This is a genomic window from Arcticibacterium sp. SM2516 (assembly GCF_057914865.1).
Window position 1 is genome coordinate 5,513,346 of the sequence record NZ_CP195290.1, and the last position, 22,739, is coordinate 5,536,084.

The following is a 22,739-nucleotide window of genomic DNA, read 5'->3' on the forward strand; positions in this document are numbered from 1 at the left end:
CCAGTAATAAACAAAACTAGTTAAATAATATTTATGACTTTTAAAGGCGTTTTTGGTGAAGGCTTTGCCAATAATATTTTCTCAGGCCTAGTAGTTTCACTAATAGCCCTTCCATTAGGCTTAGGGCTGGCTTTAGCCTCCGGAGCACCACCCATTTCTGGAGTTGTGGCAGCAGTAGTCGGAGGAGTTATTGTTTCAATTCTTGGGGGCTCTCATGTTACTATAACTGGGCCAGGAAATGGTCTTGTAGTGGCGGTGTTGGGTGCTATTACGGTGCTGGGTGAAGGTGATATGTATCAGGGTTACCTTTATACATTAGCGGCTGTTATCATTTCAGGAGGACTCATTACTCTTTTGGCTTTTGTTAACTTAGGTAAACTGTCCAACTTTTTCCCATCATCTGCTATTCAAGGTATGTTGGCGGCTATTGGCGTAATAATTTTAGCTAAGCAGTTCCATATTATGATTGGAAATTTAGAAGCGTCTGGCTCTCCTTTGGCCTTACTTATTTCCATTCCAAGTGCCATTATAGAAAGTTTTAAAATGCCCGAGAGGCATCCTGCGGCTATTGCAGGTATAGGCTCTTTATTAATAATGGTGTTCTATCCCAAAATAAGAAATAAATATTTTCAGCTTATTCCTGCACCTATGTGGATTGTATTTCTATCCGTAGGTATTGCTTATTTTTATGCCAATAAATTGGGAATGGATAATCCCATTTCTGATGAGTATTTGGTAAGTATTCCAGATAATGTTTTTTCCCGCTTTCCAAAACCAGATTTTGGGAAGGTATTAAGCCCGGATTTCTTACTTGCTGTTTTTACCATCACTTTAATAGCCAGTATTGAGTCTTTGCTTTCTATAAAGGCGGTAGATAAATTGGATCCTCAAAGAAGGCGTTCCAATGTCAATAAGGACTTAAAAGCATTAGGAATTGCTACCGTAGTTTCTGGTTTTCTTGGCGGTTTAAACGTCGTGACAGTAATTGCGAGGAGTTCTGTTAATGTGAACAATAACGCTACCAATAGAAGCTCAAATTTCTTTCAGGCAATTTTCTTAGTATTGTTTATTTGGCTTTTTAAGGATCAATTAGAGAATATACCATTTCCAGCTTTAGCGGCCATTTTGGTGTTTACAGGATTTAAGTTGGCTTCGCCTACAGTGCTTAAAAGAATGTCAGAAATAGGAAAAGAACAGGTTTTGATTTTTTCTGTAACCGTGATAGTTACATTAATGACTAGCCTCACCGTCGGGATAGCTATTGGTATTTTTACAACACTGTTGGTGCACGTTTTTTTAACCCGAAGTGTAAAACTATTCTTTTTCAATATCAAGAATAACAATGTCAGCAAATATTTAGAGGAGGACGGTAAACAGCATATTACGGTAAAACACTTCAGTACGTTTCTTAATTTTTATCGTTTAAAGAATGTTTTGGATGCTATAAAGACAAGCGAAAGAGTGGTTGTGGATTTACTGGAGTGTAATTTTGTTGACCACACGGTAATGGAAAACCTGTGGGATTATGAGCAAGTCTTTGACAAAAACGGTGGAGAATTTGAGGTGATTGGATTGGATTTGCATAATGCAGAGTCGAGCCATCCTTTCGCTTTAAGAAGAGCTTTGAAATTCGTGCCATTTGTTAATGCTCCAGATATACAAACCAAGCGTCAAAAAGAGATTGCGGCATTTACGGAAAGTATAGGTTGGTATTTCAGTTCAGAAAACGACTATCATATGTACTTTCTGAGAGATTTTAATTATTTCAGAACCAGACAAGTGGATCACCTTTATAATAAAGCTCATGATGCCGACAAAGTCTTCAAGCTCTTTGATGTAGAGTACTCTGAGGGGGCTTTTATTTTAGAAGAACAACTTCATGCCACCATGTTATTCATCAATACTAGAAATAGTATTCCGGCTTTTACGCTAGATAAAGGCGATTTTTATGAAAGGATGCATTATTTGGGAGGCTACAAGGAGATTAAGTTTAAGACCTTCAGGGACTTTGCCAGAAGATTTACTTTAAGAGGAGAGAAACTTTTAGGTATCAGAAGATTTTTTACCGATGAACTTATTCTTTTCTTCGAGAGTAATAGTTATTACCACATTGAGTCAAATGGAAAGGGTGGTCTTTTAATTATGGACAAAGAAAGACACAGTGGAGTGGGTGAGGTGAAAGCCTTGGTAGATTTTGGTATTAGATTAGAAGCCATTATTAATAAATCTTTAGAGATAGAACTAAAAAAATAATATGTCATTCGATTTTAAGAAATATCACGTACGAGCCATGAATGCAGCCAATGACGCGGAAAAGGCAGTAATAAACGAGGAACTTAAAGCCTATTATGCCAGCTTGCCAGAAGAAGAAAAGGCTGTATTTAATGAAGCTTTACAAAAATTTTTAATCAAGGAAATGTCTTCTATTAAGTCTGTTTATGATGGGGTTAAGGCTGGAGAACCATCTGAAAATTAAGTTAGGGAATGAAAAGAGTTTTGGCTTTTGGGGCGAGTAGTAGTAAGTCGTCAATCAATAGAACTTTGGCTATATATGCCGCTAATGCCATCGAAAATGTGGAGGTGGAGATTTTGGACTTGAATGATTTCGAGATGCCTATCTTTAGTGTGGATAGAGAAAAAGAAGATGGTATTCATCCGCTAGCCTATAAGTTTAAGGAGCATTTAAAAGGTGCAGATGGCATTCTGATATCATTTGCCGAACATAATGCTGCTTATTCTGCAGCTTATAAAAACATTTACGACTGGGCGTCTAGGATAGAAAAGAGCTTTTTCTATGACAAACCACTGTGTTTATTGGCAACTTCTCCGGGAGCCAGAGGAGGAACAAGGGTTTTGGATATAGCTTTTAACGCCTATAGCTTCGCTAATAAGAACTTGGTGACAAAGTTTTCTTTACCATCTTTTAAAGAGAATTTTAAAGAAGGCGAAGGAATCGTAAATGCGGAATTAAAGGATAGTCTTTTTGCTGAGCTAGAAAAGTTTAAGGCAGCACTTTAAAGTCAGAGTATTCAGCATCTTTCTCCGACATATCTGGGTTTTCAAAAGGCCATTTTATATCAAAGAAGGGGTCATTCCATCTTATGCCAGCTTCTTTTCCGGGACTATAAAACTCCGACACTAAATAAGCAATTTCGGTATTATCTTGGAGTGTACAGAAACCATGGGCAAAACCTTTCGGGATATAAACCTGAAAAGCATTATCTTCCGAAAGCTCTACTGAAATATACTGTCCAAATGTGGGAGAACCTTCTCTTAAATCAATAATTATATCTAATAAAGCACCTCCAGTACATCTCACCAGTTTAGCTTCTTCTGCACCGTCTGTTTGATAGTGCATACCCCTTAGCGTGTTTTTCGCCAAGGTTTTTGACATATTACCTTGCACAAAAACAGTTTCTAAACCATGCTCTTTAAATTCATTGACACAGAAAGTTCGGGCAAAAAAACCTCTACTGTCTTCTCTTTTTTGAGGTTCTAAAATGAACGCCCCTTTTAGTTTTGTTTCTTTGAAAATCATAAAGCCCAGCCTGTTTTATGCTTGCTAGCGGTTTTTGTATATGCGTTAATTTGAGATACTCTGTGCTCGTAAAGATTAGATTCGTCTTGAGCCAAATAACCCTCTACCGTAAATCTGATAGTTTCCTCAAAATCGAGCTGTGGATGCCAGTTAAGATAGTTAGCGGCCTTAGTAATGTCTAGTTTTAGGAAATTGGCTTCATGAAATTGAGCGTCAGTCGCTGTTATTTCAAAATTCAATTCGGTAGTCTTTCCTATTTCTTTGGCTACGTCCAAAACATTAAAATGTACATAAGTACTCGGACCAAAATTCCAGCCACCATCATACTTCTTGGAGTTTTCTGCAAGCAGAGCCAACTGCATATAACCAGAAAGCGGTTCTAAAACATGCTCCCAAGGCCTTGTCGCTTTTGGGCTTCTTATTTCTAGCGTTTGGTTGATTCTAATACTTTTAAAAATATCGGGTATCAACCTGTTTTCAGACCAATCTCCGCCTCCTATCACATTACCTGCCCTTACGGTTACTACGCCCACAGGAGAATCTTTATAAAAAGATTCTCTAAATGATTTTGCGGCCAATTCTGCACAAGCTTTTGAGGAGGAATATGGGTCTTTGCCGCCTAATTCATCGTTTTCTCTGTAGCCCCAAACCACCTCTTTGTTTTCATAACATTTATCGCTGGTGATGAGCACTATTGATTTTAAGTTTTTGCAGCTTCTAGCGGCTTGCAGCAAATTGACAGTTCCCATGACGTTGGTCATGTAGGTTTCTATGGGGTCTTTATAAGAGTCGATTACTAAAGCCTGAGCGGCCAAATGAAAGATATAATCTGGCTGAATACGGTTAAGATCTGCTTGAATTTTAGTCAAATCTGCCACATTACCGTAGGTCTGACTGATTTTACTTTCTAACTCGCATTTGACAAAATTGTCCATGTCGGTTTTGGCTTCTAAAGCATAGCCGAAAACTTCAGCTCCTAATTCATGAAGCCAGATAGATAACCAAGAACCTTTAAAGCCCGTATTTCCGGTTATAAATACCTTCTTCCCTTTAAATCTGTCAAATAGTTTTTTAGCCATTATTTTTTTTCTTGCTCTAAGAATTTATATATTTTTTCAGCTTCCTCCACAAAATGAGCTTCTGCTTTATAATTTACCAGTCCTTTTATTTTTGAGGAGTCGATATACATAGGCTCGCCAGGTTTATAGGGGTCATTGGTATTTAATTCAATTTCTAAACGTTCGCCAAATTGATTCTGATATGCGGCTTGAACAGCCTCGGCTATATCTAAAAGAGAGTAACTCTTTTCACTGCTTAAATTAAATGTATCATTAGAAGGTGTGTTTTGACTTAATTGTTCCATTATTTTGCATACATCACCCATCCAAATGAAATCTCTGGATGCTAATCCATTTCCTTTCAAAACAATTTTCTTCTTCTCAAAAGCCATTTTGCTAAGGTCATTCAAAATCAAATACCACTTGGAAGAAGCATAATCTTTTGGACAGCCATAGCTGTTAGAAAGGCGAATGATGCTATACGGAATACCAAATTTTGCGTGATATTGTTTGACGTAAAATTCCGCAAAAAGATGCGTGATACCATAATCGTTCATAGGAACGGTTTTTGTCCTTTCTGTGATTTCACCGGCATTCTTACCATAAACATGAAAGGTAGAAAAGTATATGAAATGCTCGGGTTTATTACTTTTCAAAGCTTCCAAGATATTTCTTGTGCCCAAGGAGTTTACTAGTAAGGCATCTTTAGGATAAGCGTCATCATGGTGCTCATTCATGCTCGCACAATGAATAACCGTATGATATTTGTCGGTGATTTTTTCTAAACAGTCTGAAAGAGAACAAATATCACAAATCAGCGTTTTGAAAGGGGCATCAAACTCCAGCTTTCGGAGTCTTTTAGTCAATACTGTAACCTTATATCCTTGATTGCAGAAATATTCCGTAAGCCAAGAACCTAAGTTTCCGAGGCCGCCAGTAATAAGTATTTTCTTCTGATTTATTTCCATGTTTTCCAAGGTGCGTTGCCTTCAGCCCAAAGTTCATTCAGTTTTTTATTATCACGAAGGGTGTCCATAGCATGCCAAAATCCCTTGTGTTTGAAGGCTTTCATTTGACCAATACTAGCCAAGCGTTCCATTGGCTCAAGCTCAAACATTTGTTGGTCGTTGTCAATATATTCTAATACAGCGGGCTCACAAACAAAGAAACCTGCATTTACCCAAACTTTATCGTCTTTAGGCTTTTCTATGAAACCCGAGATGTCGTTATTCTCTTCAATATTCACAATGCCATATCTTCCTACTGGCTGTACTGTGGTAATGGTCAATAATTTGCCACCTTTTTGATGAGCTTTTACTAGGGCTTTAATGTCAATGTCACCCACACCGTCTCCGTATGTGCATAAAAAAGGCTCATCGCCAATGAAATCCTTGGCTCGTTTTATTCTGCCACCTGTCATGGTATCATAGCCAGTATCTAGCAGCGTTACTTTCCAATCTTCCGTTTGACTATTATGCACCGTGGTTTCATTGGTTTTTAGGTCAATGGTAAGGCTGCTTTGGTGCATGAAAAAGTTGGTGAAATACTCTTTTATGATGTGCCCTTTATAACCCAACAGAATTACAAACTCTTTATAGCCGTGCTCCGAGTAAGTTTTCATAATGTGATAAAGAATAGGTAGCCCACCAATTTCTACCATTGGCTTTGGTTTTACAACCGTCTCTTCGCTTAGTCTTGTGCCAAATCCACCTGCTAATATGAGTACTTTCATAGTTTGTAAGTCTGTTTTTTCTTCAAAACGTAAAGTTTGTAAAATTCCTTCAACATGCCAGTACAATACGCCAACATTAGTGTATTTGCTAATAAAACTGCGGTAAAACCTATTTTTAAACGCTTATGCTCTGCTGTAGCAGAAATTAAAATAAAAAAGTTATAAACTAAAAAAGGTAGCACTAAGAGCAAAGTGTAAGGCATATTGGTCAAAAACAGGAACACCAACAAAAAGAAATATGCACAATAGACCACAGGTAAAAGATGAGCCAATTTAAATGAATGAGGAATAAGTTGGCTGATATTAATTCTGGCTCTGCCAAAAAAGTGAAGCTGATTAAAATAACCTTTCAATGTGCCTTTTCTTTCGTGATTGACGTAGGCGTTTTCTATTAACCCTGTTTTAAAACCTGCGGCAATAATCCTTTGACTCCATTCTATATCTTCTCCCATGAATGGAATGCTGAAACCTTTCGTGGTTTCATAAACTTCTCTAGAAACGCCCATATTGAAGCTTCTTGGGAAGTATTTTCCAATGCTTGATTTTTTTCCTCTAGTTCCGCCTGTTGTCAAAAGTGATGTCATACAGAAATTAACGGCCTTTTGAAAATCCGTAGACTCAGGGTGAAGTTCGTCTGGTCCACCATAGGTGTCTAAATAGTTTACTTTCAAGCTCTCGTTTACGGTCTCTAAGTAGCTATTTGGCATTACAATGTCCGAATCCAAAATGACGAAATACTCACCTAGGGCTTCTTGCATACCACGATTTCTAGAATATCCTTGGCCATCGTTTCCTTTGAAAATGTATCGGATGTTGAGTTTATCGGCGAAAGTTGCCACAACCTCGTCTGATTTAATGGTAGACCCACTTTCAATCACCAAAACCTCGAAATTTTTATAGGTTTGACTGACTAAGCAGTTAAGGAGTTTTTCAATATGATCCGGGCGGTTATATACCGGAATGATGAAAGAGTAAAACATCGAAAATTATTTATTAGTATGCACGTGCTTATTAGAAAGCCAGAATTGTGCCATGAAGATACGGGATTAAAAATAGTTTTGAGTTGTAGTTCGAAGAAAGAGGCTTTTGATAATCAAATGTAAATACGAAACTATAATGGTTTAGAGTGTTTGAATGAGTGAACAGAATCCAGTCTGTTTCTTATGTTTTAGCTCTACCGATTAGATGTATTGAGTGTAGTTCCTTAAACAAAAAAGCTAGTGTAATGATATTAATGGACTATGAAATAAAAAGAAGATTAGATATTGCTTTAGAGATGCTTTATGAGAAGGAGGGTTATCTACTAAAAAACGCTGCTCATGAAAGAAGTATAACACATAAACTTGCGGAATATTTACAGGTCTTATTTCCAGATTATCACGTGGATTGTGAATATGATTTAAATATAGATAATGTTGATGGTTGCTTTAAAGGGAAAAAGGAAATTCAAATACATAGAAACGAACTTTTAAAAGTAAAAAGGCATGTGGCCTCAGGTAAAGGTGTAGTACAAGAATATGGAGAAATATTAATTCCATATAAATATATATCCAGATATTGTCATTCATCAACGTGGAACCAATGAGCGGAATGTTTTAATTATTGAAGTCAAAAAAAATCAAACAATGCGAGTAAGAGAGCCAAAGAGCTGGATGAACTGAAATTAAAAGCTTACACTAGTCAGGAATTAAAATATCGTTTAGGGGCATATATTACTATTTTCGTTTTGGAAGATTGTAGGCAAAAACTTCTAGAAATTACTTTTTATAAGGAAGGGGTAAGAGTTGATGGTGAGGAACAGTCTTGTTGAATAAAGAATAAAAGTCTGAATAGTTTTTATAATAGAAGTTCTCTTTTTGAGAACTTCTATTATCTTTGTGTTGAGATATAGGGTATGAAAAGAATCATTGCTAAAAGAGTACTTAAAGAGTTTTGGGAGAAGCATACGGATTCGGAGCCATATTTAAAGACATGGTTTGAAACGGCGAAAAAATCCAATTGGACTTCGCCTAATGACATTAAACAAACCTATGTAAGTGCAAGTGTATTAAAAGATAGCCGAGTGGTGTTTAATATTAAGGGAAACTCATATCGTTTAATTGTGAAATTCAACTTTGAGCGGCAATGGGCTTTTATACGATTTATTGGAACTCATGCGGAATATGATAAAGTAAACGCGGACACTATTTAATAAATGACATTATGAATATTAGACCGATAAAAAACGACGAAGATTATGAAAAGGCCTTGGAGAGGTTAGAGGTAATTTTTGACGCTATACCCAACACATTGGAAGGTGATGAAGCAGATATATTATCTATGTTGATTGATAATTATGAGAATCAATATTACCCAATAGAAGCTCCTGACCCAATAGAAGCTATTAAAATAAGAATGGAAGAATTGAATCTTAAACAAAAAGATTTAGTGGGTATAATTGGAGGAAAAGGAAGGGTCTCAGAAGTGCTGAATAAAAAGAAAAGACTTACTGTTGATATGATTAGAGAGTTTGAAAGGATTCTAAATATTTCGGCTTCCGTTCTGGTAAATAACTATCAGCTTTTAAAGTAAAGTTTCTTCTTAAGTCTGAAAGAATAATACAAAATAAAGGAAGGGCAAAACCCTTCCTTTGTAAGTCATCTATAGTAAAAAGGAATAGCCTTACTTCCCAACTGCAGTTGGCCTAAAGTTTTTGTCCTTATACATTTGCATGTATTTTTTGTCTAGGTCTTCGGAGTCTTTGTATTTCACTCTTAGGTCTGCAAGGTCAGATTTTAGCTTGGTTAGCGTTTTGGCATATGCTGGGTCATTATAGACGCTTTTCATTTCTTGTGGGTCTTTCTTGCGGTCGTAAAGTTCCCATTCGTCCACGTCGTCATAGAAGTGAATCAATTTATAATCTTCTGTCACGATACCATAATGGCGTTTTACCATATGTATCGCTGGATATTCGTAATAATGGTAATAAACAGCCTCCCTAAAGTTTTTAGTGTCTCCTTCGAAAAGAGGAACAAGGCTTTCGCCTTGCATGTCAGATGGAGCCTCTATTTGAGCGGCAGCCAAAATGGTTTGAGCAAAATCTAAGTTCTGCACCATCTGCGTATTGGTAGTTCCTGGCTTAATAACGTTAGGCCATTTTACTAAAAGTGGCGTTTTAAATGACTCGTTGTATATAAAACGTTTATCGAACCATCCATGCTCTCCTAAGTAAAATCCTTGGTCAGAAGTATAAATCACAATCGTATTTTCTGCCAATCCGCTTTCTTCCAGATAGTCCAACACTTTTCCTACACCCTCATCCACAGAAGCGATACTTCCCAGATAATCTTGCATGTATCGCTGATAACGCCACTTCATTTTATCGGTTTGTGTCATGTTTGGGTATTGTTTTTTGAACTCCTCGTTCATAGGTCCATAAACTTTATCCCAAGCAGCTCTTTGCTCTGCATTCATGGCACCCACTTCTCTTTCGAAAGCAGCTTTGTCCCAACCAGCAGTTTCTGGAATGCCTAATTCGTCCATCACATCAGGATAAATTTTGGAATCGCCAGCCCAGTTCATGTGCGTCAATAGATTCATTTCTGCCTCTTTTGCAGCAGAGCCTCTGCCTTCATAATTGTCGAAAAGTGTAGCAGGTTCTTTAAAAGTTTTCTTTGTAAACGCTTTGTAATGTCTTTCTGCTGGTAGCCATTCTCTATGCGGGGCTTTATGAAGATAAGCCATAAAGAAAGGTTTTTCTTGGTCTCTTTCTTTGCTCAGCCAGTTTATAGTTAAGTCCGTAATGATGTCTGTTACATAACCCGTGATGGTCTTTTTACCTTCTTTCTTAGTAATAAACTCTGGGTTATAATACCTGCCTTGGCCTGGTAGAATTTGAAATTCATCAAAACCTTTTGGGTTGTTTCCAAAGTGTAGTTTCCCGAACATGGCTGTTTGATAACCATTTTGCTGGAGCAACTGTGGGAAGGTCATTTGAGTGGTATCAAAAGGGAAATTGTTATCAATTTTCCCGTTTAAATGGCTATGTTTTCCTGTAAGGATTACGGCTCTAGAAGGAGCACAGATAGAGTTAGTAACACAGGCATTGGTAAACAACATGCCTTCATGGGCTATTCTGTCAATGTTTGGTGTTTCTATCAGGGTGTTATCATAAGCAGAGATAGCCTGATAGGCGTGATCATCCGACATGATAAAAAGGATGTTGGGTCTTTTAGCTTTTTCGGGTTGGCATGAAGCTAGTCCCAAAATAGTAATGAGCACTAAGGCGAGTTTTTTTTGCATAAGGGAATTGGATATTGAGGCCAATTTCAGAAAAAGCCTCATGTTTTACAAATTCCTTGTGTTATGTAGTGGTATTTAGTAGACAAATAAATCATATCTTGTTTTCATTATTGGCTTATAAAAGTCAATGTTATATGAAACGCATGGATGTTTTAAGAATACTTGGGCGTGCCTTGTTGGGTACTGCCATGTTATTATTTCTTTGGAAGATGGTCAATACCTTTTAACGGGTGATGTTTGGAATGGTATGGTTATAAGCAATTCGGCTGTTGAATACGAATATTGCGAATGGAACAATAAAGTTGCTTTCTTTCATCAATCCATGAATACCTATTCCAATCTTTCCTATTTCTTTTTCGGGCTCATTATTTGGCAAATCGGTGAATTTGATAAGAAAAACGTAATTGGAAGTTTTAAAAATAAGTTGATATCATTTCCAACTTTAAGTATGCTTACAGGAGCCATTTTTATGTATTTGTGTTTTGGTTCAGCTTTTTTCCATGCATCACTTACCAAACTCTCTCAATATGTAGATATGAATGGTACTTATGGTATTACTGTGATTTTAATTGCAGTAGGGGCTTACGATGTGTTTGTTAGAAAACCTTTATTAGCGAAACATCAAAGAAATTGGATTGTAATTCTTTTGATTGTGGTCCTGGCATTTTATCAACTGTATTTCTTATTGCCAAGCGGTAAATTACTTCCTTTATTAATGTTCAGTTCTTTGATTTTGACAATTATCTCTATTGTAAAAAGTTATACGAGGAAAAGGATATTTTTGATGATATTAAGTGTCGGTTTGCTGGTTTGGGCTATACAAATTAGGACTGCTGATGTTCAGAAAATCGACTGCGATCCGCTATCTATTTGGCAGGGGCATTCTTTCTGGCATTTGCTTACAGCCGTGAGCAGTTTTTGTACTTATTCATTTTATAGGTTTCAAAAATCGCTTTAAGGGATAGTCATTCTAATCGTCGGTATTGATAAGTTAATAAAGATGAGATTGTGTTTTTAGAGGGGATTTAGGGAATTGCTCTTTGACTAGAAACTTCAAATTCTCAAGAACCGTTTTCTGTTTTTAGTACAATTCCATAAATTTAAGATGATGACAAAAACGAGAAATAGCTTTTATGTCAGTGTGGCATTCACTTTGATAGCGATATTTTTAAACCCCCTATTGAATGTTTTCTTAAGTTATGAAAGTCTATTCATCTCTTTTATAAAGGACTACAGTTATATATTGATAATTGTGGGTGGTACTTGGTTTATAATTGAGCTTGTAGCTCGGCTAAAAGCTTTATTGCTTCGCCAATATGATATAGAGCAAGAGAATAACCTGCAGTCTCGTAAAGTGTTTACACGGCTTAATCTACTAGAAAAGCTAGCCAATTTTATTGTTATTTTATTTGGGGTTGGCCTCATATTTCTCTCTTTCGATAAAATTAGAGAGTTAGGTATAGGCCTGTTTGCTTCTGCAGGTGTAGCAGGTATTATTTTGGGTTTGTCTGCTCAAAAAATTATGGGAACACTTCTGGCGGGAATTCAATTGGCCATTACACAGCCATTTAGAATAGAAGATGCCGTTTTTGTAGAAGGGGAATGGGGCTGGATTGAAGAAATAAATCTCACCTATGTTGTGGTTAGAATTTGGGATAAGAGAAGGTTGGTTTTGCCATCTACTTACTTTTTAGATAAGCCTTTTCAAAACTGGACAAGAAACTCTGCCGACATCACAGGCACCATATTTCTTTATACAGATTATAATGTACCCTTTGACGCCCTCAGAACGGAATTGACGAAGCTTTTGAAAAGTACAGAATTATGGGATGGTCATGTAAACGTACTTCAGGTGACCGAGGCCAAAGAGTTTTCGGTTGAAATTAGAATTTTGGTAAGTGCCAAAAACTCACCTACAACGTGGGATTTGAGGGTTTTTATTCGCGAAAAAATGATATCGTTTATTCAAAAGAACTATCCCGAAAGTTTACCAAGAACTAGGATTGAATTAAAAGAAAGCCTTTAGAAACTAATGGCTTGCCGGCATTGGCGAGCTGATGATTTATATTCAAGCTAAATATGTCTTTAGCGTGCTGGGAAAAGAATTGCTTTTTTGAAATGAAGGAAAACGGTTACCTTTATAAAGGATAAATAATTCTGTATGAAATGAATAAAGACAGCATATTGATTGAAACTGTAGTTCATACTCCCATAGACAGGGTCTGGGAAAGCTGGATGACACCAAGCCATATCATGAATTGGAATAATCCTTCGGATGATTGGCATACTCCTGCTGCATCAAATGATCTTAAAGTCGGTGGTAAGTTTAGCTACATCATGGCTGCCAAAGACGGGAGCTTTAGCTTTGATTTGGGAGGTATTTACACATCCATTACTGAGAAACTGTTATTGGCTTATGGTTTAGAAGATGAAAGGAAAGTGAAGGTTGAGTTTATGTCAACTGATCAAGGCGTTAAAGTCCTTCAGTTTTGTGAGCCAGAATTTGATCATTCTGCTGAAATGCAAAAAATGGGATGGCAGGCTATTCTGAACAATTTTAAGAAATATACCGAAACCCTAGTTTAAATATTATGAATCACGAAATAAGTCCATGTTTTTGGTTTGACAAAAATGGAAAAGAAGCCGCAAAATTTTACTGCTCCCTTTTTCCAAATTCCGAGATTATAGCGGATGCAGGTGTTATGGTGGTATTCAAATTAGCAAACCAACGCTTTTTAGCATTAAATGGTGGGCCATTTTTCAAAATGAATCACAGTATCTCCTTATTTACGATTTGTGAAACAGAAGCCGAAACGGAGGACATTTGGGAAAAATTATCAGAAGGAGGAAAAGTCTTAATGCCTTTGAATAATTATCCATGGAGTGAAAAATATGGTTGGATTCAGGATAAATATGGGCTTTCTTGGCAAATCACCCTTGGTAAAGTTGCTGATTTCGGTCAAAAAATAACGCCTGCACTCATGTTTACAAAAGAACAGTTTGGCAGATCGGAAGAAGCAATAGGTTTTTATAGTGAAATTTTTCCTAAGTCTGAAACACACTTGATTAGTAGATACGACGAATCTGACAAAGTGCATGCAGGTAAAATTAATCATGCACAGTTTAGCTTAGCAGGGCAGAAATTTATTGTAATGGACAGTGGTTTGGAGCAGGAATTTACTTTTTCAGAAGGTATTTCGATTGTTTTAACATGCGATACCCAAGATGAAATTGACCATTATTGGAATCACCTTACAGCTGGTGGTCAAGAAGGTAACTGTGGGTGGTTGAAAGATAAGTTTGGCGTGAGCTGGCAAGTGGTACCGTCTATTTTGTCAGAACTCATGACTGACCCAGAAAAAGCGTCAAGAGTTCAAGCGGCTTTTATGAAAATGAAAAAGTTTGACATCGCTGCTTTGGAAAAAGCTTAATAGACCGCCCTTACCTCAGCTCGTAATGCGGGTAATAAATCCGCTGCAAACCACTCATTCTTTTTCATCCAAATGTTATTTCTCGGTGACGGATGTGGAAGAGGCAGGTATGCTGGCAAATAGGCCTCAAAGTTTTTAACAGTTTCAGTCAATGTCTTCTTGGTTCTGTTTCCCAAATAGTGCTTTTGGGCGTACTGCCCGAAAAGTAAGGTTAACTTAATATCCGGCATAAAGTCCCAGAGTTTATCGTGCCATAAAGGAGCACATTCGGGTCTAGGTGGTAAGTCCCCACTTTTGCCTGTTCCGGGGTAGCAAAACCCCATAGGTATAAGGGCGAAAATGTCTTTGTCGTAGAATGTTTCTTTAGAAACACCCAACCAATTCCTTAAATTATCCCCGCTTTTGTCGTCCCACGAAATTCCACTTTCATGTACTTTTCTGCCTGGAGCCTGCCCTATAATGGCTATTTTGCAGCTTTTACCAGCCTGAATAACAGGTCTACAGCCAGTAGATAAATGATTTTCGCAAACTCGGCAAATTGATATTTCTTGGAGGAGTTTTTGCATATTTAAATATATAAGGTAATTAACACTTCCTTTGCATCTTTTTATAGCAAAAGAACGTTTTTAAAGTATTGGTAGATTAGGAACGATTTGTTTCAATCTGTTATGTGATAAAACTTTAAATATTTAATTTGAACTTATAAATCCTTTTAACAATGAAAAAACAGGCATTCTTTATACTTACGCTAACTTTAATATCGCTCGGGTCTTTTGCCCAAAACGTAGATTCTCTTTTCTCTAAATACATAAACGCCACGGGTGGCGAAGAACTGTATAGTAAAATAGAATCATATGAGGTTCATCAGACGGGAGACGACTCCAAGGTGCCCTTTGAATCTAATGTGGCAGTTTCTGTAAAAGACAAAAAGGTATTAAGAACTAGAACAGTACTTTCTAGAAACTTCCTTTATGAATTGAACGGAACGGCAGCGAATATGCACATACCTACTGGCGGACTTAATAGAGGAAACTCTTTCCAAACCCAAAAATTAAGTGATTTCGAAAAGTCTAAGTTGGAACTAGAATTGTCTGATGAGTTCTTGCCATTTATGAATTATAAGGCCAAAGGTTATAGAGCTAGAGTGATAGGTCCCAAATCGATCAATAACGAAAGCACGGTGCAGGTAGAGTTATCAAAAAGTGGTTTTACGAGAAATTATTATTTTTCTACCAAAACAAACTTACTGGTTCAGGAAGATTTGACCTACTCAAACGGAGATAAGCTTATTTATCAACACAGCAAATATGATAAAGTAGGTGGCATCATGTTTCCTTCAGAAAGTATTATGACTGAAGCTGGCAAGGCAAAGAATATTAAGACAGAATTGAAAATTAATAATATTCCAGACGAAGAATTCGAGGTAAAATAAATTTTATGACCAAAGCTTTAAAAGTATTGGCATGGCTCATAGGCATCAGTGTTTCACTGATGCTTTTGCTGTTTTGGTACGTTGGCACAGAGGGCGGACAAAAGTTAGTAACCACAGAGGTTAATAAGTTTCTAAAATCTAAAATAGACACTCCTTTTAGTATTGGAGCCATCCGATACGAAATTCCTGATTATATCAGTGTGGCGGATGTTTATGTGGAAGACACACAGCAAAACACATTTCTAAGAACCAAAAGATTTAGAGTGGATATTTCCATGTGGGCTTTGGTAAGGGGCATTATAGATATAGATCAGGTTTTAATAGAAGATGCTACTGTAAATGTTTATCGAAATGCTCCTAATGAGGATTTCAACTATCAATTCTTAATGGATGCTTTTTCTTCTGATACCACCACAGTGGTAAAAGCGGTGGACTACAATAAAGAAGAGCCGAGTACTGGTCCATTTTTTTCCTTAAATCAGATAAAAGCCAATCGTCTATCCTTAGCATATAAGGACGATTTTGGAGGAGTGAACTTTAAGGGAAAGTTGGATGAAGTAAGAGTGAGCTTCAATGAAATAGATCCTAATGCAGATATCTATCACATCAATAATATTGATTTGAATGACGGTTATGCCGTTTTAAAAACATTTAAGGGTGAGCCACTCAGTACTATAGAAGAAGCATCTGCTCCTTTAGATATTGATTTGAATGGCTTACGAATTAATAATGTAGGTTGGAAGTTAATAGGCGATGACCTCGGCTTAGATAATACTGTAATATTCAAAAACTTCGATCTGGAGTTCGACAAATTAGATTTGACCCAAAATTTGGTTCAAATAAAAAGTGTAAGCTTACAAGATAGTAAGGTCCAAGTAGCTTTAAGATCTAAAGCTGCAATAGAACCGGAGGTTGCATCGGAAGAAGCTTCTCAAGCTTGGAAAATCACCTTGGCAGATTTGTTGGTAGCTAATACACATATTGTTTATGATGATAATACTACACCTCGTTTAAGCAAGGGTTTTGATTATAACCACATAGATTTTAGACAAACCAAAGTAGATATTTCGGATTTAAGCTATGATAAATCTGGAATCAAACTCAATCTTAGAGATGTTAATTTTAGAGATAAATCTTCCTTAGCCTTAGAGAAATTTAAGGCTAATATTGTTTATTCAGATAAAGGAATTAGCGTAGAAAATCTTGACCTGCGAACGCCAAATTCTGAGATAAAATCTGATTTAAAGCTTAGCTATAATAGTATAGATGATCTGAGCAACGATTTAAATAAAGTCAATTTTGATTTAAAGTTGGATAACAGCTTTTTAGCTGTTAAGGATATTCTATTGATAATGCCCAATTTGGATTCCAGTAAGTTTTTGGCAAAGGAAAAGAATCGGAAAATAAAGTTTAAAGCAGATATAAAAGGAGGAATGAGTAATCTACAAATTAACTCACTCCAAATGGAAGGCTTGCAGGATACTAAAATTAATCTTACCGGGAATCTGGCTAGATTAGATAATCTTGACTTTTTAAAGGCAGACCTCAATATTAAAGAAATAAGTATCCATGCTAGCTTGGTGGATTTACTGGTTCCTGACGCCACCATGTTGGCCGATTATAATATTCCAGAGCGACTTTCGCTGCGTGGGAAAGTGCGTGGAGATGCTAAGGTTTTAAATATTGATACCGATTTAACGAGTACGCTTGGAGATTTGAAGCTAAAAGGTATTGTAAAGAACTTGAGTGATGAAAACCTCATTTCTTATGAAGGAAATCTACATACGGAAGACTTGGCTGTAGATAAGTTCTTTAAAGAACAGCTTGACTTAGGACTACTTTCTACCGATATTTTTCTAAAATCCGATGCCACATTTCAAGATATAGAAGCGAAAGGAGAAATCCATAAGTTAGTTTATGGTGGGTATACTTACCGAGACGTAGAAATTGACGGTAGTATGGCAGACAGCGTATTAGTGCTTAAAGGCTCTTCCGAAGACCCTAATGCTAGGTTGAACACTGAAATGACGGTAGACTTACGATCTGGTAAATACCCGGTAGAGGGTAATGTTTCTATTACTAAACTGAATTTGGCGGCTCTTGGTTTTTCAGATTTTGAGGAAGATATAGAAGGGGTATTTGATTTAAATATGTCTTCACTTTTGCCTCAAGAGCTGGTAGGAACTTTCAAAGTGAAGCAATTGGCCATTGGCAACTTATCGGTAGGAGATGTGGCAGGAACATTTCTGAACGAAAAAGATAAGCATATAGCTAAAGTAGAGTCCCCGTTTTTGAAAGTGAATTTAGAGGGGCAGTTTGACTATTATGAACTGCCTGATATTTTGATGTCGGAGGTCAATAGTTACTTTATGCAGGATTCTATAGGCTTACAAAGCTTGACAGGGAAAAAGGATTTTATGTTGACGGCACAGGTTTTAGATCACCCTATTTGGCAAGTATTTGTGCCTGAATTGGCATTTGATAAAAGTATAAACCTAAGTGCCAAATTGAATGAAGAGAAACTTCAGGCCGAGATGAGCTTTTCCAATTTAACTTATGGAGAGATTCTTCTGAAGGATTTTAAATTTGATATGACCGGTAACGGGAAAAAACTAGAAGGCGAAGCGAAACTGAAAAGTTTACGTTCTGGAAGCTTTATTTTGCCTAAAAATGAACTGAAAATAGAATTGTCCAATAGTGTTCTTATTGCTGATTTTGCCTCAAAGGATAGTCTTTCGGAGAATAAAAAGCATGCGATAAGTTTGCGATTAGAAAAGGAGGGTGAACTGTTTAAAATTAACCTTAACGAACTTTTGGTGGATAAGCAGGTCTATGAAATCAGTAAAACAGCCATCTATTATGGAGATGAAGGCATACTGATCAATGGTTTAACCATCTCGAAAGATAAGGAGCGGCTAACTTTAAATGCGACTAAAAATCAACTGAATGCAAAAGTGGTTGATATTGCCATTAATCCATTTGCCAACTTTGCCGGATATAAATCTGAGGAAGTAAAGGGGCAATTGAATGGAGACTTAGTGGTGGTAGATTATATGGAAGATTATAATGTTACTGGAGCATTAGCAGTGAATGGTTTTGAGGTTGGAGGGATTAAGGGGGGTGATTTAAAACTAGATATAGAAGAAGTTAATGCTAGAAATGCCACTTTTAGTGGAGGTTTGGATGGCACCGAAAGCAAATTAGATTTTAAAGGGAATATAGGCCTAACAGATGAGGTTCCTATAGATTTTACGGCTAATATCACCAAAGTAGATGCCAAATTTATTCAAAGTTTAAGTGGAGGAGAGCTCACAAAATCAAAGGGGTTTGTAACAGGCAAAGTGAAAATTACAGGTAATGCAGACAAGCCTTTTGCTGACGGTAAGTTGTCTTTTGTGAATTATAATTTTACGCCCTATTATCTTGGAATTCCTTTGAAAATTGAAGACCAACAAATTTATTTCAAAGGAAACGAAATCAATTTTGAGAATTTTGTGGTGAAAGATTCTTTGAATCAGAAGATGGCTGTGAATGGAAAATTGGATTGGTCAAATACAGATAAAATATCTTACGACCTTAAGGTAGACACTAAGAATTTCCTACTGATCAATACCGATAGAGCTGATAATGATCTTTTTTATGGTAAGGCTAATATAAATGCCAATTTGATTGTTTCAGGAATTGGAGCTAGTCCAAATTTGAGTGGAAAAATTAGGGTGAATGAGCAAAGTAATATTACAGTAATTATGCCGACTGAGGTAGAAACAGCAGAGTCAAATGGTGTGGTGACTTTTGTATCGCCACCCAAAACAGAGGAAGAGTTAGCGAGTGGCAATTTAGTCATACCTACCACGAAGCTCGAAAAAGGAACTGGATTAGATTCGGAAGTTATTCTAGACATAGAAACAGACCCAAAAGCAGAGTTAAATATCCTTATTGACGAGCTTACTGGAGATAAACTTACGGTAAAAGGATCTGCCAATTTAACGGTAGGTATTTACCCTACAGGGGAGATTTTCTGCATTGGTATTTACGAAATTGCTTCAGGGTCTTATAATACTACGATGGTGGAGGTCTTGAAAAGGAACTTTCTGATAGAGCCGGGTAGTGTCATCATTTGGTCAGGCGATCCTATGAGAGCATCGCTTCAATTACAAGCGGTATATCAAGTGAAAGCAGATGTAAGTTCATTAGATACTAGGGGAGACCTTAATTTAAAAGATTTGGGCAAGGTACCCATTGACGTGATTCTGAAAATAGATGGAACTATTCAAAATCCACTTATTACTTTTGATATAAAAGTGTCTGATAAAGCAGAAAGTACGGCCAAAACAGTGCTAGAGAATACTGAAGTTTTTACTTCCTTAAAGAAAGATGCCAATAAAATGAATCAGCAGGTTTTCTTTCTGTTGGCCACCAATCAATTTTATTCTGATGGTAATTTTGATATAGGTTCCGTACTAGGGAATCAGTCGGCCCGTCAAAGCGTGAGTAAATTATTGACAGAACAGCTGAATGTATTAGCAGGAGACGTTTTGGGTTCTGTAGGTTTAAATTTCGGATTAAACTCAGAACAAACCGGTGTAGGTGGGAGTAATTCTTACCGAACGGATCTTAGCGTGGGACTCAAAAAAAGTTTCTTAAACGATAGGGTGAAGATATCGGTAGGGAAAAACTTTGAACTTGAGAATAGTTCAGGCATTGATCAGAATTCAGCGGAACTTTTAGATAATATTGAAATTGGATACAACATAACCGCGGACGGGCGTTATGCCGTAAAAGTGTATAGAACTAGTCAGTTTCAGACCGTTCTGGAAGGTTTTGTCTTAGAAACTGGAGTGAGTTTTGTTTTACAAGCGGAGTATGAAAAAGTTAAGGATTTGTTCAAAAAGGGGGTAAAAGAGTAAATGAGGAATTTAGGATTATATATTGCCCTGATAGTTTTTCTGAGCGGATGCAGTTTGTCAAAAAAGCTACCGGAAGGAAGAACAATTTATGGCGGCGGATCGGTAAAAGTAGCGGGAGAAACGTCCAAGAAAAATCAGGCCAATCTAGTGGCGGATATGGAAGAGGCTCTTGCTCCTAGAACCAATAGTATGGTCTTGGGTTTTCCTTATAAAGTTTGGCTATACTATAATATTGGTGAGCCTAAAAAGCCCAAGGGAATTAGAAATTTCTTGCAAAACAAAGTAGGTCAGAAGCCAGTGTTTTATGAGGAGGGCTATCCCAAAATAAACCGTGCAAATCTGGTTAATGTAGCAGAAAATAACGGTTACTTTAAAAGTACGGCTACCAGCGAATCGGTCACGAAAAAATATAAAACCAAAATAAAGTATCAAGTGGATTTGGCACCACAGTACTTTATCCAAGAAGTTGGTTTAGATACCGCAGATTTTCAGATTTTTGGTAGAGATACGCTTGGGCTTAGAGCAGGTACGGTATTGAAAGTTGGAAATCCTTATAATTTGAATGAACTGATAGCTGAAAGAGAACGAATTAGTAATTTCTATCAGGAAAAGGGATATTTCTACATGAGCCCTAGTCAGTTTGTGTTGGAGGTTGATACTAACTTAAACTCAAATAAATTAAACATTAAAACCAAACTCTCCCCGGAATACAGCAATGCTGCATTAGATAAATATTACATCAGAGAAATTAATGTGCTGAGCTCTTCTAAACAAGGAGGAAATGAAACCAAAACCTCATTTAATAACTTAGAAAGAAGCGGACTTGCCATCGCTGAGGATGATAAGTCTTATAAGCCTAAAGTGTTTACCGAATCCATTATTTTCAGACCAGGGGAGCTTTATAGTCGGTCAAAACAGGAGGCCAGTTTGAACAGACTATCGAATCTTAAGAATTTTCAGTACATAAGAAACAGGTATGAACCCTATAGGGCTGCTGATTCCATGTATTTAGATGTTAATTATCTTTTGACACCCATAAAAAAGAAATCCATTAAAGGACAGCTCAGTGGTTTAACCAAAAGTAATGGTCTCTATGGTTCTGAAGCTAATGTTTCATGGCAAAATAGAAATGTTTTTCACGGAGCAGAAATTCTAAAGTTTGAGCTGAATGGAGGTATTGACCTTCAGTTTGGTCAAATAGAATACGGTAATAATTACCGTAGATTAAGTCTATCTGGTGACCTTACATTTCCACGTTTCTTGATACCTTTTGTGAAGCAAAGAACCAAGGTCTCATCAGGTGTGCCTAAGACCAATATTAATATCTCTTACGAGATTCTCAGAAGGAAGGACTTTTATACATTGGCCAGTTCTAATGCTGCCTTTTCTTATTTCTGGAGGAAAAATGCAGAATATGAGCATACACTTACACCCGTTTACTTTAGCTTAATTAAAGCCAGTAATTTTTCAGATAATTTTATCAATCAAATCTTTATCAGTCAAAACCTCAGTGATTTAGAAAGGTATTTTCAGATTTTGGAAAACAAACTCTTGCTGGGTTTGCAATATCAGCTCGGTTATACACCTACATTACTTCAAAATTCCAGAAATAGGGTTTCTTTTAGTTTTGGATTTGATGTTTCGGGTAATGTGGCTTCCTTAATTGCTAAAAAGCCAGAAGAGGGTGATGGAGGATATCAACAGCTTTTAGGCGTACCTTATGAGCAATTTGCCAAATTTGATTTTGAAGGTAAATACTTTAAAACCATTGGTAAAACGACATGGGCTAATAGACTCTTTACAGGTTTTGGTATTCCTTATAAAAACTCTATTATGCTCCCTCAAACCAAGCAGTACTTCTCAGGAGGAACTAATGGGCTTAGAGGTTTTAGAGGAAGAAGCCTAGGGCCAGGAAGGGTTTCTCCCGAAGATTTCACTGCAGAATTATTTGGTGCCAACTCCCAAGGAGATATAAAACTGGAATTAAATACGGAATTGAGATATAAAGCCTCTAGTTATATAGAATTAGCTGCTTTCGTAGATACAGGAAATATTTGGACCTACAGAGATGACACTTTTTATGGAGAGAAGGCTAAGTTTACCAGCGATTTCATAAAAGATTTAGCGGCCGATATCGGCGTGGGTCTTAGGTTAGATTTTACTTATCTGGTATTAAGAGGAGACATAGCCATCCCTGTTAGAAAACCATGGTTGGATGATCCTTGGGTGCTTAACGATATAAGATTGGGAAACAAGGATTGGAGGACTGGAAATCTGATTTTCAATCTGGCCATTGCTCATCCATTTTAAGAAAAAACTTTAGAATGAAACTCCCCATGCTCATAAAAAAGTATGGGGAG

Annotated in this window: 20 protein-coding genes; 13 read left to right on the forward strand and 7 right to left on the reverse strand. The window is 36.9% G+C overall.

Annotated features, from left to right (window positions below):
- The first annotated feature begins 33 nt into the window (after nt 1-33).
- The 3 genes from ACSBFT_RS22445 to ACSBFT_RS22455 are packed head-to-tail and all read left to right on the forward strand — an operon-like array spanning nt 34 to nt 3,018.
- A complete protein-coding gene (locus ACSBFT_RS22445; protein WP_489602516.1) occupies nt 34-2,253 on the forward strand; it encodes a SulP family inorganic anion transporter in 2,220 nt (739 codons plus the stop codon).
- Between the two features lies 1 nt (nt 2,254).
- Nucleotides 2,255-2,476 carry a hypothetical protein gene (locus ACSBFT_RS22450; RefSeq protein ID WP_463048017.1) on the forward strand — a complete coding sequence of 74 codons (222 nt, stop codon included), beginning with the start codon at nt 2,255-2,257 and terminating at the stop codon, nt 2,474-2,476.
- Nucleotides 2,477-2,484: 8 nt separating this feature from the next.
- Entirely contained in the window at nt 2,485-3,018 is a 534-nt protein-coding gene (locus ACSBFT_RS22455; protein WP_489602517.1) for an NADPH-dependent FMN reductase, read from the forward strand.
- On the opposite strand, the gene rfbC is transcribed toward ACSBFT_RS22455, so the two are convergent.
- From rfbC to ACSBFT_RS22480, 5 genes are read right to left on the reverse strand one after another with little or no spacing between them, the layout of a single operon-like run.
- Complete coding sequence (gene rfbC, locus ACSBFT_RS22460) at nt 3,002-3,538, reverse strand: dTDP-4-dehydrorhamnose 3,5-epimerase (protein ID WP_489602518.1); 537 nt, start codon at nt 3,536-3,538, stop codon at nt 3,002-3,004. The two genes, ACSBFT_RS22455 and rfbC, sit on opposite strands and share 17 nt — an antisense overlap.
- Nucleotides 3,535-4,617, reverse strand: coding sequence for a CDP-glucose 4,6-dehydratase (gene rfbG, locus ACSBFT_RS22465; protein ID WP_489602519.1), 1,083 nt, complete (start codon nt 4,615-4,617; stop codon nt 3,535-3,537). Before rfbG ends, rfbC begins: the two co-directional genes overlap by 4 nt.
- The gene (locus ACSBFT_RS22470) at nt 4,617-5,564 is read right to left on the reverse strand and encodes an NAD-dependent epimerase/dehydratase family protein (RefSeq protein ID WP_489602520.1); all 948 of its coding nucleotides are present in this window, start codon (nt 5,562-5,564) and stop codon (nt 4,617-4,619) included. The genes rfbG and ACSBFT_RS22470 overlap by 1 nt, the downstream gene beginning before the upstream one ends.
- Nucleotides 5,555-6,328, reverse strand: coding sequence for a glucose-1-phosphate cytidylyltransferase (gene rfbF / locus ACSBFT_RS22475; protein ID WP_489602521.1), 774 nt, complete (start codon nt 6,326-6,328; stop codon nt 5,555-5,557). The genes ACSBFT_RS22470 and rfbF overlap by 10 nt, the downstream gene beginning before the upstream one ends.
- Nucleotides 6,325-7,308 (reverse strand): glycosyltransferase family 2 protein, encoded by a 984-nt coding sequence (locus tag ACSBFT_RS22480; RefSeq protein ID WP_489602522.1) that lies wholly within the window; start codon nt 7,306-7,308, stop codon nt 6,325-6,327. The genes rfbF and ACSBFT_RS22480 overlap by 4 nt, the downstream gene beginning before the upstream one ends.
- 158 nt (nt 7,309-7,466) lie before the next feature.
- Between ACSBFT_RS22480 and ACSBFT_RS22485 the strand changes: the two genes are divergently transcribed.
- The 3 genes from ACSBFT_RS22485 (at nt 7,467) to ACSBFT_RS22495 (ending at nt 8,899) form a co-directional block, all read left to right on the forward strand.
- Entirely contained in the window at nt 7,467-7,913 is a 447-nt protein-coding gene (locus tag ACSBFT_RS22485; protein ID WP_489602523.1) for a hypothetical protein, read from the forward strand.
- Nucleotides 7,914-8,222: 309 nt separating this feature from the next.
- The gene (locus tag ACSBFT_RS22490) at nt 8,223-8,519 is read left to right on the forward strand and encodes a type II toxin-antitoxin system HigB family toxin (protein WP_489602524.1); all 297 of its coding nucleotides are present in this window, start codon (nt 8,223-8,225) and stop codon (nt 8,517-8,519) included.
- A gap of 11 nt (nt 8,520-8,530) precedes the next feature.
- Nucleotides 8,531-8,899 (forward strand): helix-turn-helix domain-containing protein, encoded by a 369-nt coding sequence (locus tag ACSBFT_RS22495; RefSeq protein ID WP_489602525.1) that lies wholly within the window; start codon nt 8,531-8,533, stop codon nt 8,897-8,899.
- Between the two features lie 90 nt (nt 8,900-8,989).
- Here ACSBFT_RS22495 and ACSBFT_RS22500 read toward each other — a convergent pair whose 3' ends face one another.
- Nucleotides 8,990-10,609: a sulfatase family protein gene (locus ACSBFT_RS22500; RefSeq protein ID WP_489602526.1), complete on the reverse strand. Its 1,620-nt coding sequence runs from the start codon at nt 10,607-10,609 to the stop codon at nt 8,990-8,992.
- 127 nt (nt 10,610-10,736) lie between these two features.
- Here ACSBFT_RS22500 and ACSBFT_RS22505 point away from each other — a divergent pair, with 127 nt between their 5' ends.
- From ACSBFT_RS22505 to ACSBFT_RS22520, 4 genes are all read left to right on the forward strand, one after another.
- Nucleotides 10,737-11,567 carry a ceramidase domain-containing protein gene (locus ACSBFT_RS22505; RefSeq protein ID WP_489602527.1) on the forward strand — a complete coding sequence of 277 codons (831 nt, stop codon included), beginning with the start codon at nt 10,737-10,739 and terminating at the stop codon, nt 11,565-11,567.
- A 147-nt stretch (nt 11,568-11,714) separates the two neighbouring features.
- The gene (locus tag ACSBFT_RS22510) at nt 11,715-12,635 is read left to right on the forward strand and encodes a mechanosensitive ion channel family protein (RefSeq protein WP_489602528.1); all 921 of its coding nucleotides are present in this window, start codon (nt 11,715-11,717) and stop codon (nt 12,633-12,635) included.
- Nucleotides 12,636-12,775: 140 nt separating this feature from the next.
- Nucleotides 12,776-13,195, forward strand: a complete 420-nt coding sequence (locus tag ACSBFT_RS22515; RefSeq protein ID WP_489602529.1) for an SRPBCC domain-containing protein — start codon at nt 12,776-12,778, stop codon at nt 13,193-13,195.
- 5 nt (nt 13,196-13,200) lie between these two features.
- Nucleotides 13,201-14,040 (forward strand): VOC family protein, encoded by an 840-nt coding sequence (locus tag ACSBFT_RS22520; protein ID WP_489602530.1) that lies wholly within the window; start codon nt 13,201-13,203, stop codon nt 14,038-14,040.
- Here ACSBFT_RS22520 and ACSBFT_RS22525 read toward each other — a convergent pair.
- Nucleotides 14,037-14,606 carry a uracil-DNA glycosylase family protein gene (locus ACSBFT_RS22525; RefSeq protein ID WP_489602531.1) on the reverse strand — a complete coding sequence of 190 codons (570 nt, stop codon included), beginning with the start codon at nt 14,604-14,606 and terminating at the stop codon, nt 14,037-14,039. The genes ACSBFT_RS22520 and ACSBFT_RS22525 overlap by 4 nt on opposite strands.
- 152 nt (nt 14,607-14,758) lie before the next feature.
- Here ACSBFT_RS22525 and ACSBFT_RS22530 point away from each other — a divergent pair, with 152 nt between their 5' ends.
- Genes ACSBFT_RS22530 through tamL form a run of 3 tightly spaced genes read left to right on the forward strand, consistent with a single transcriptional unit; the run spans nt 14,759 to nt 22,689 of the window.
- The gene (locus tag ACSBFT_RS22530) at nt 14,759-15,472 is read left to right on the forward strand and encodes a hypothetical protein (RefSeq protein WP_489602532.1); all 714 of its coding nucleotides are present in this window, start codon (nt 14,759-14,761) and stop codon (nt 15,470-15,472) included.
- A gap of 5 nt (nt 15,473-15,477) precedes the next feature.
- A complete protein-coding gene (locus tag ACSBFT_RS22535; protein ID WP_489602533.1) occupies nt 15,478-20,379 on the forward strand; it encodes a translocation/assembly module TamB domain-containing protein in 4,902 nt (1,633 codons plus the stop codon).
- Nucleotides 20,380-22,689, forward strand: coding sequence for a translocation and assembly module lipoprotein TamL (gene tamL, locus ACSBFT_RS22540; RefSeq protein ID WP_489602534.1), 2,310 nt, complete (start codon nt 20,380-20,382; stop codon nt 22,687-22,689).
- The last annotated feature ends 50 nt before the right edge of the window (nt 22,690-22,739 follow it).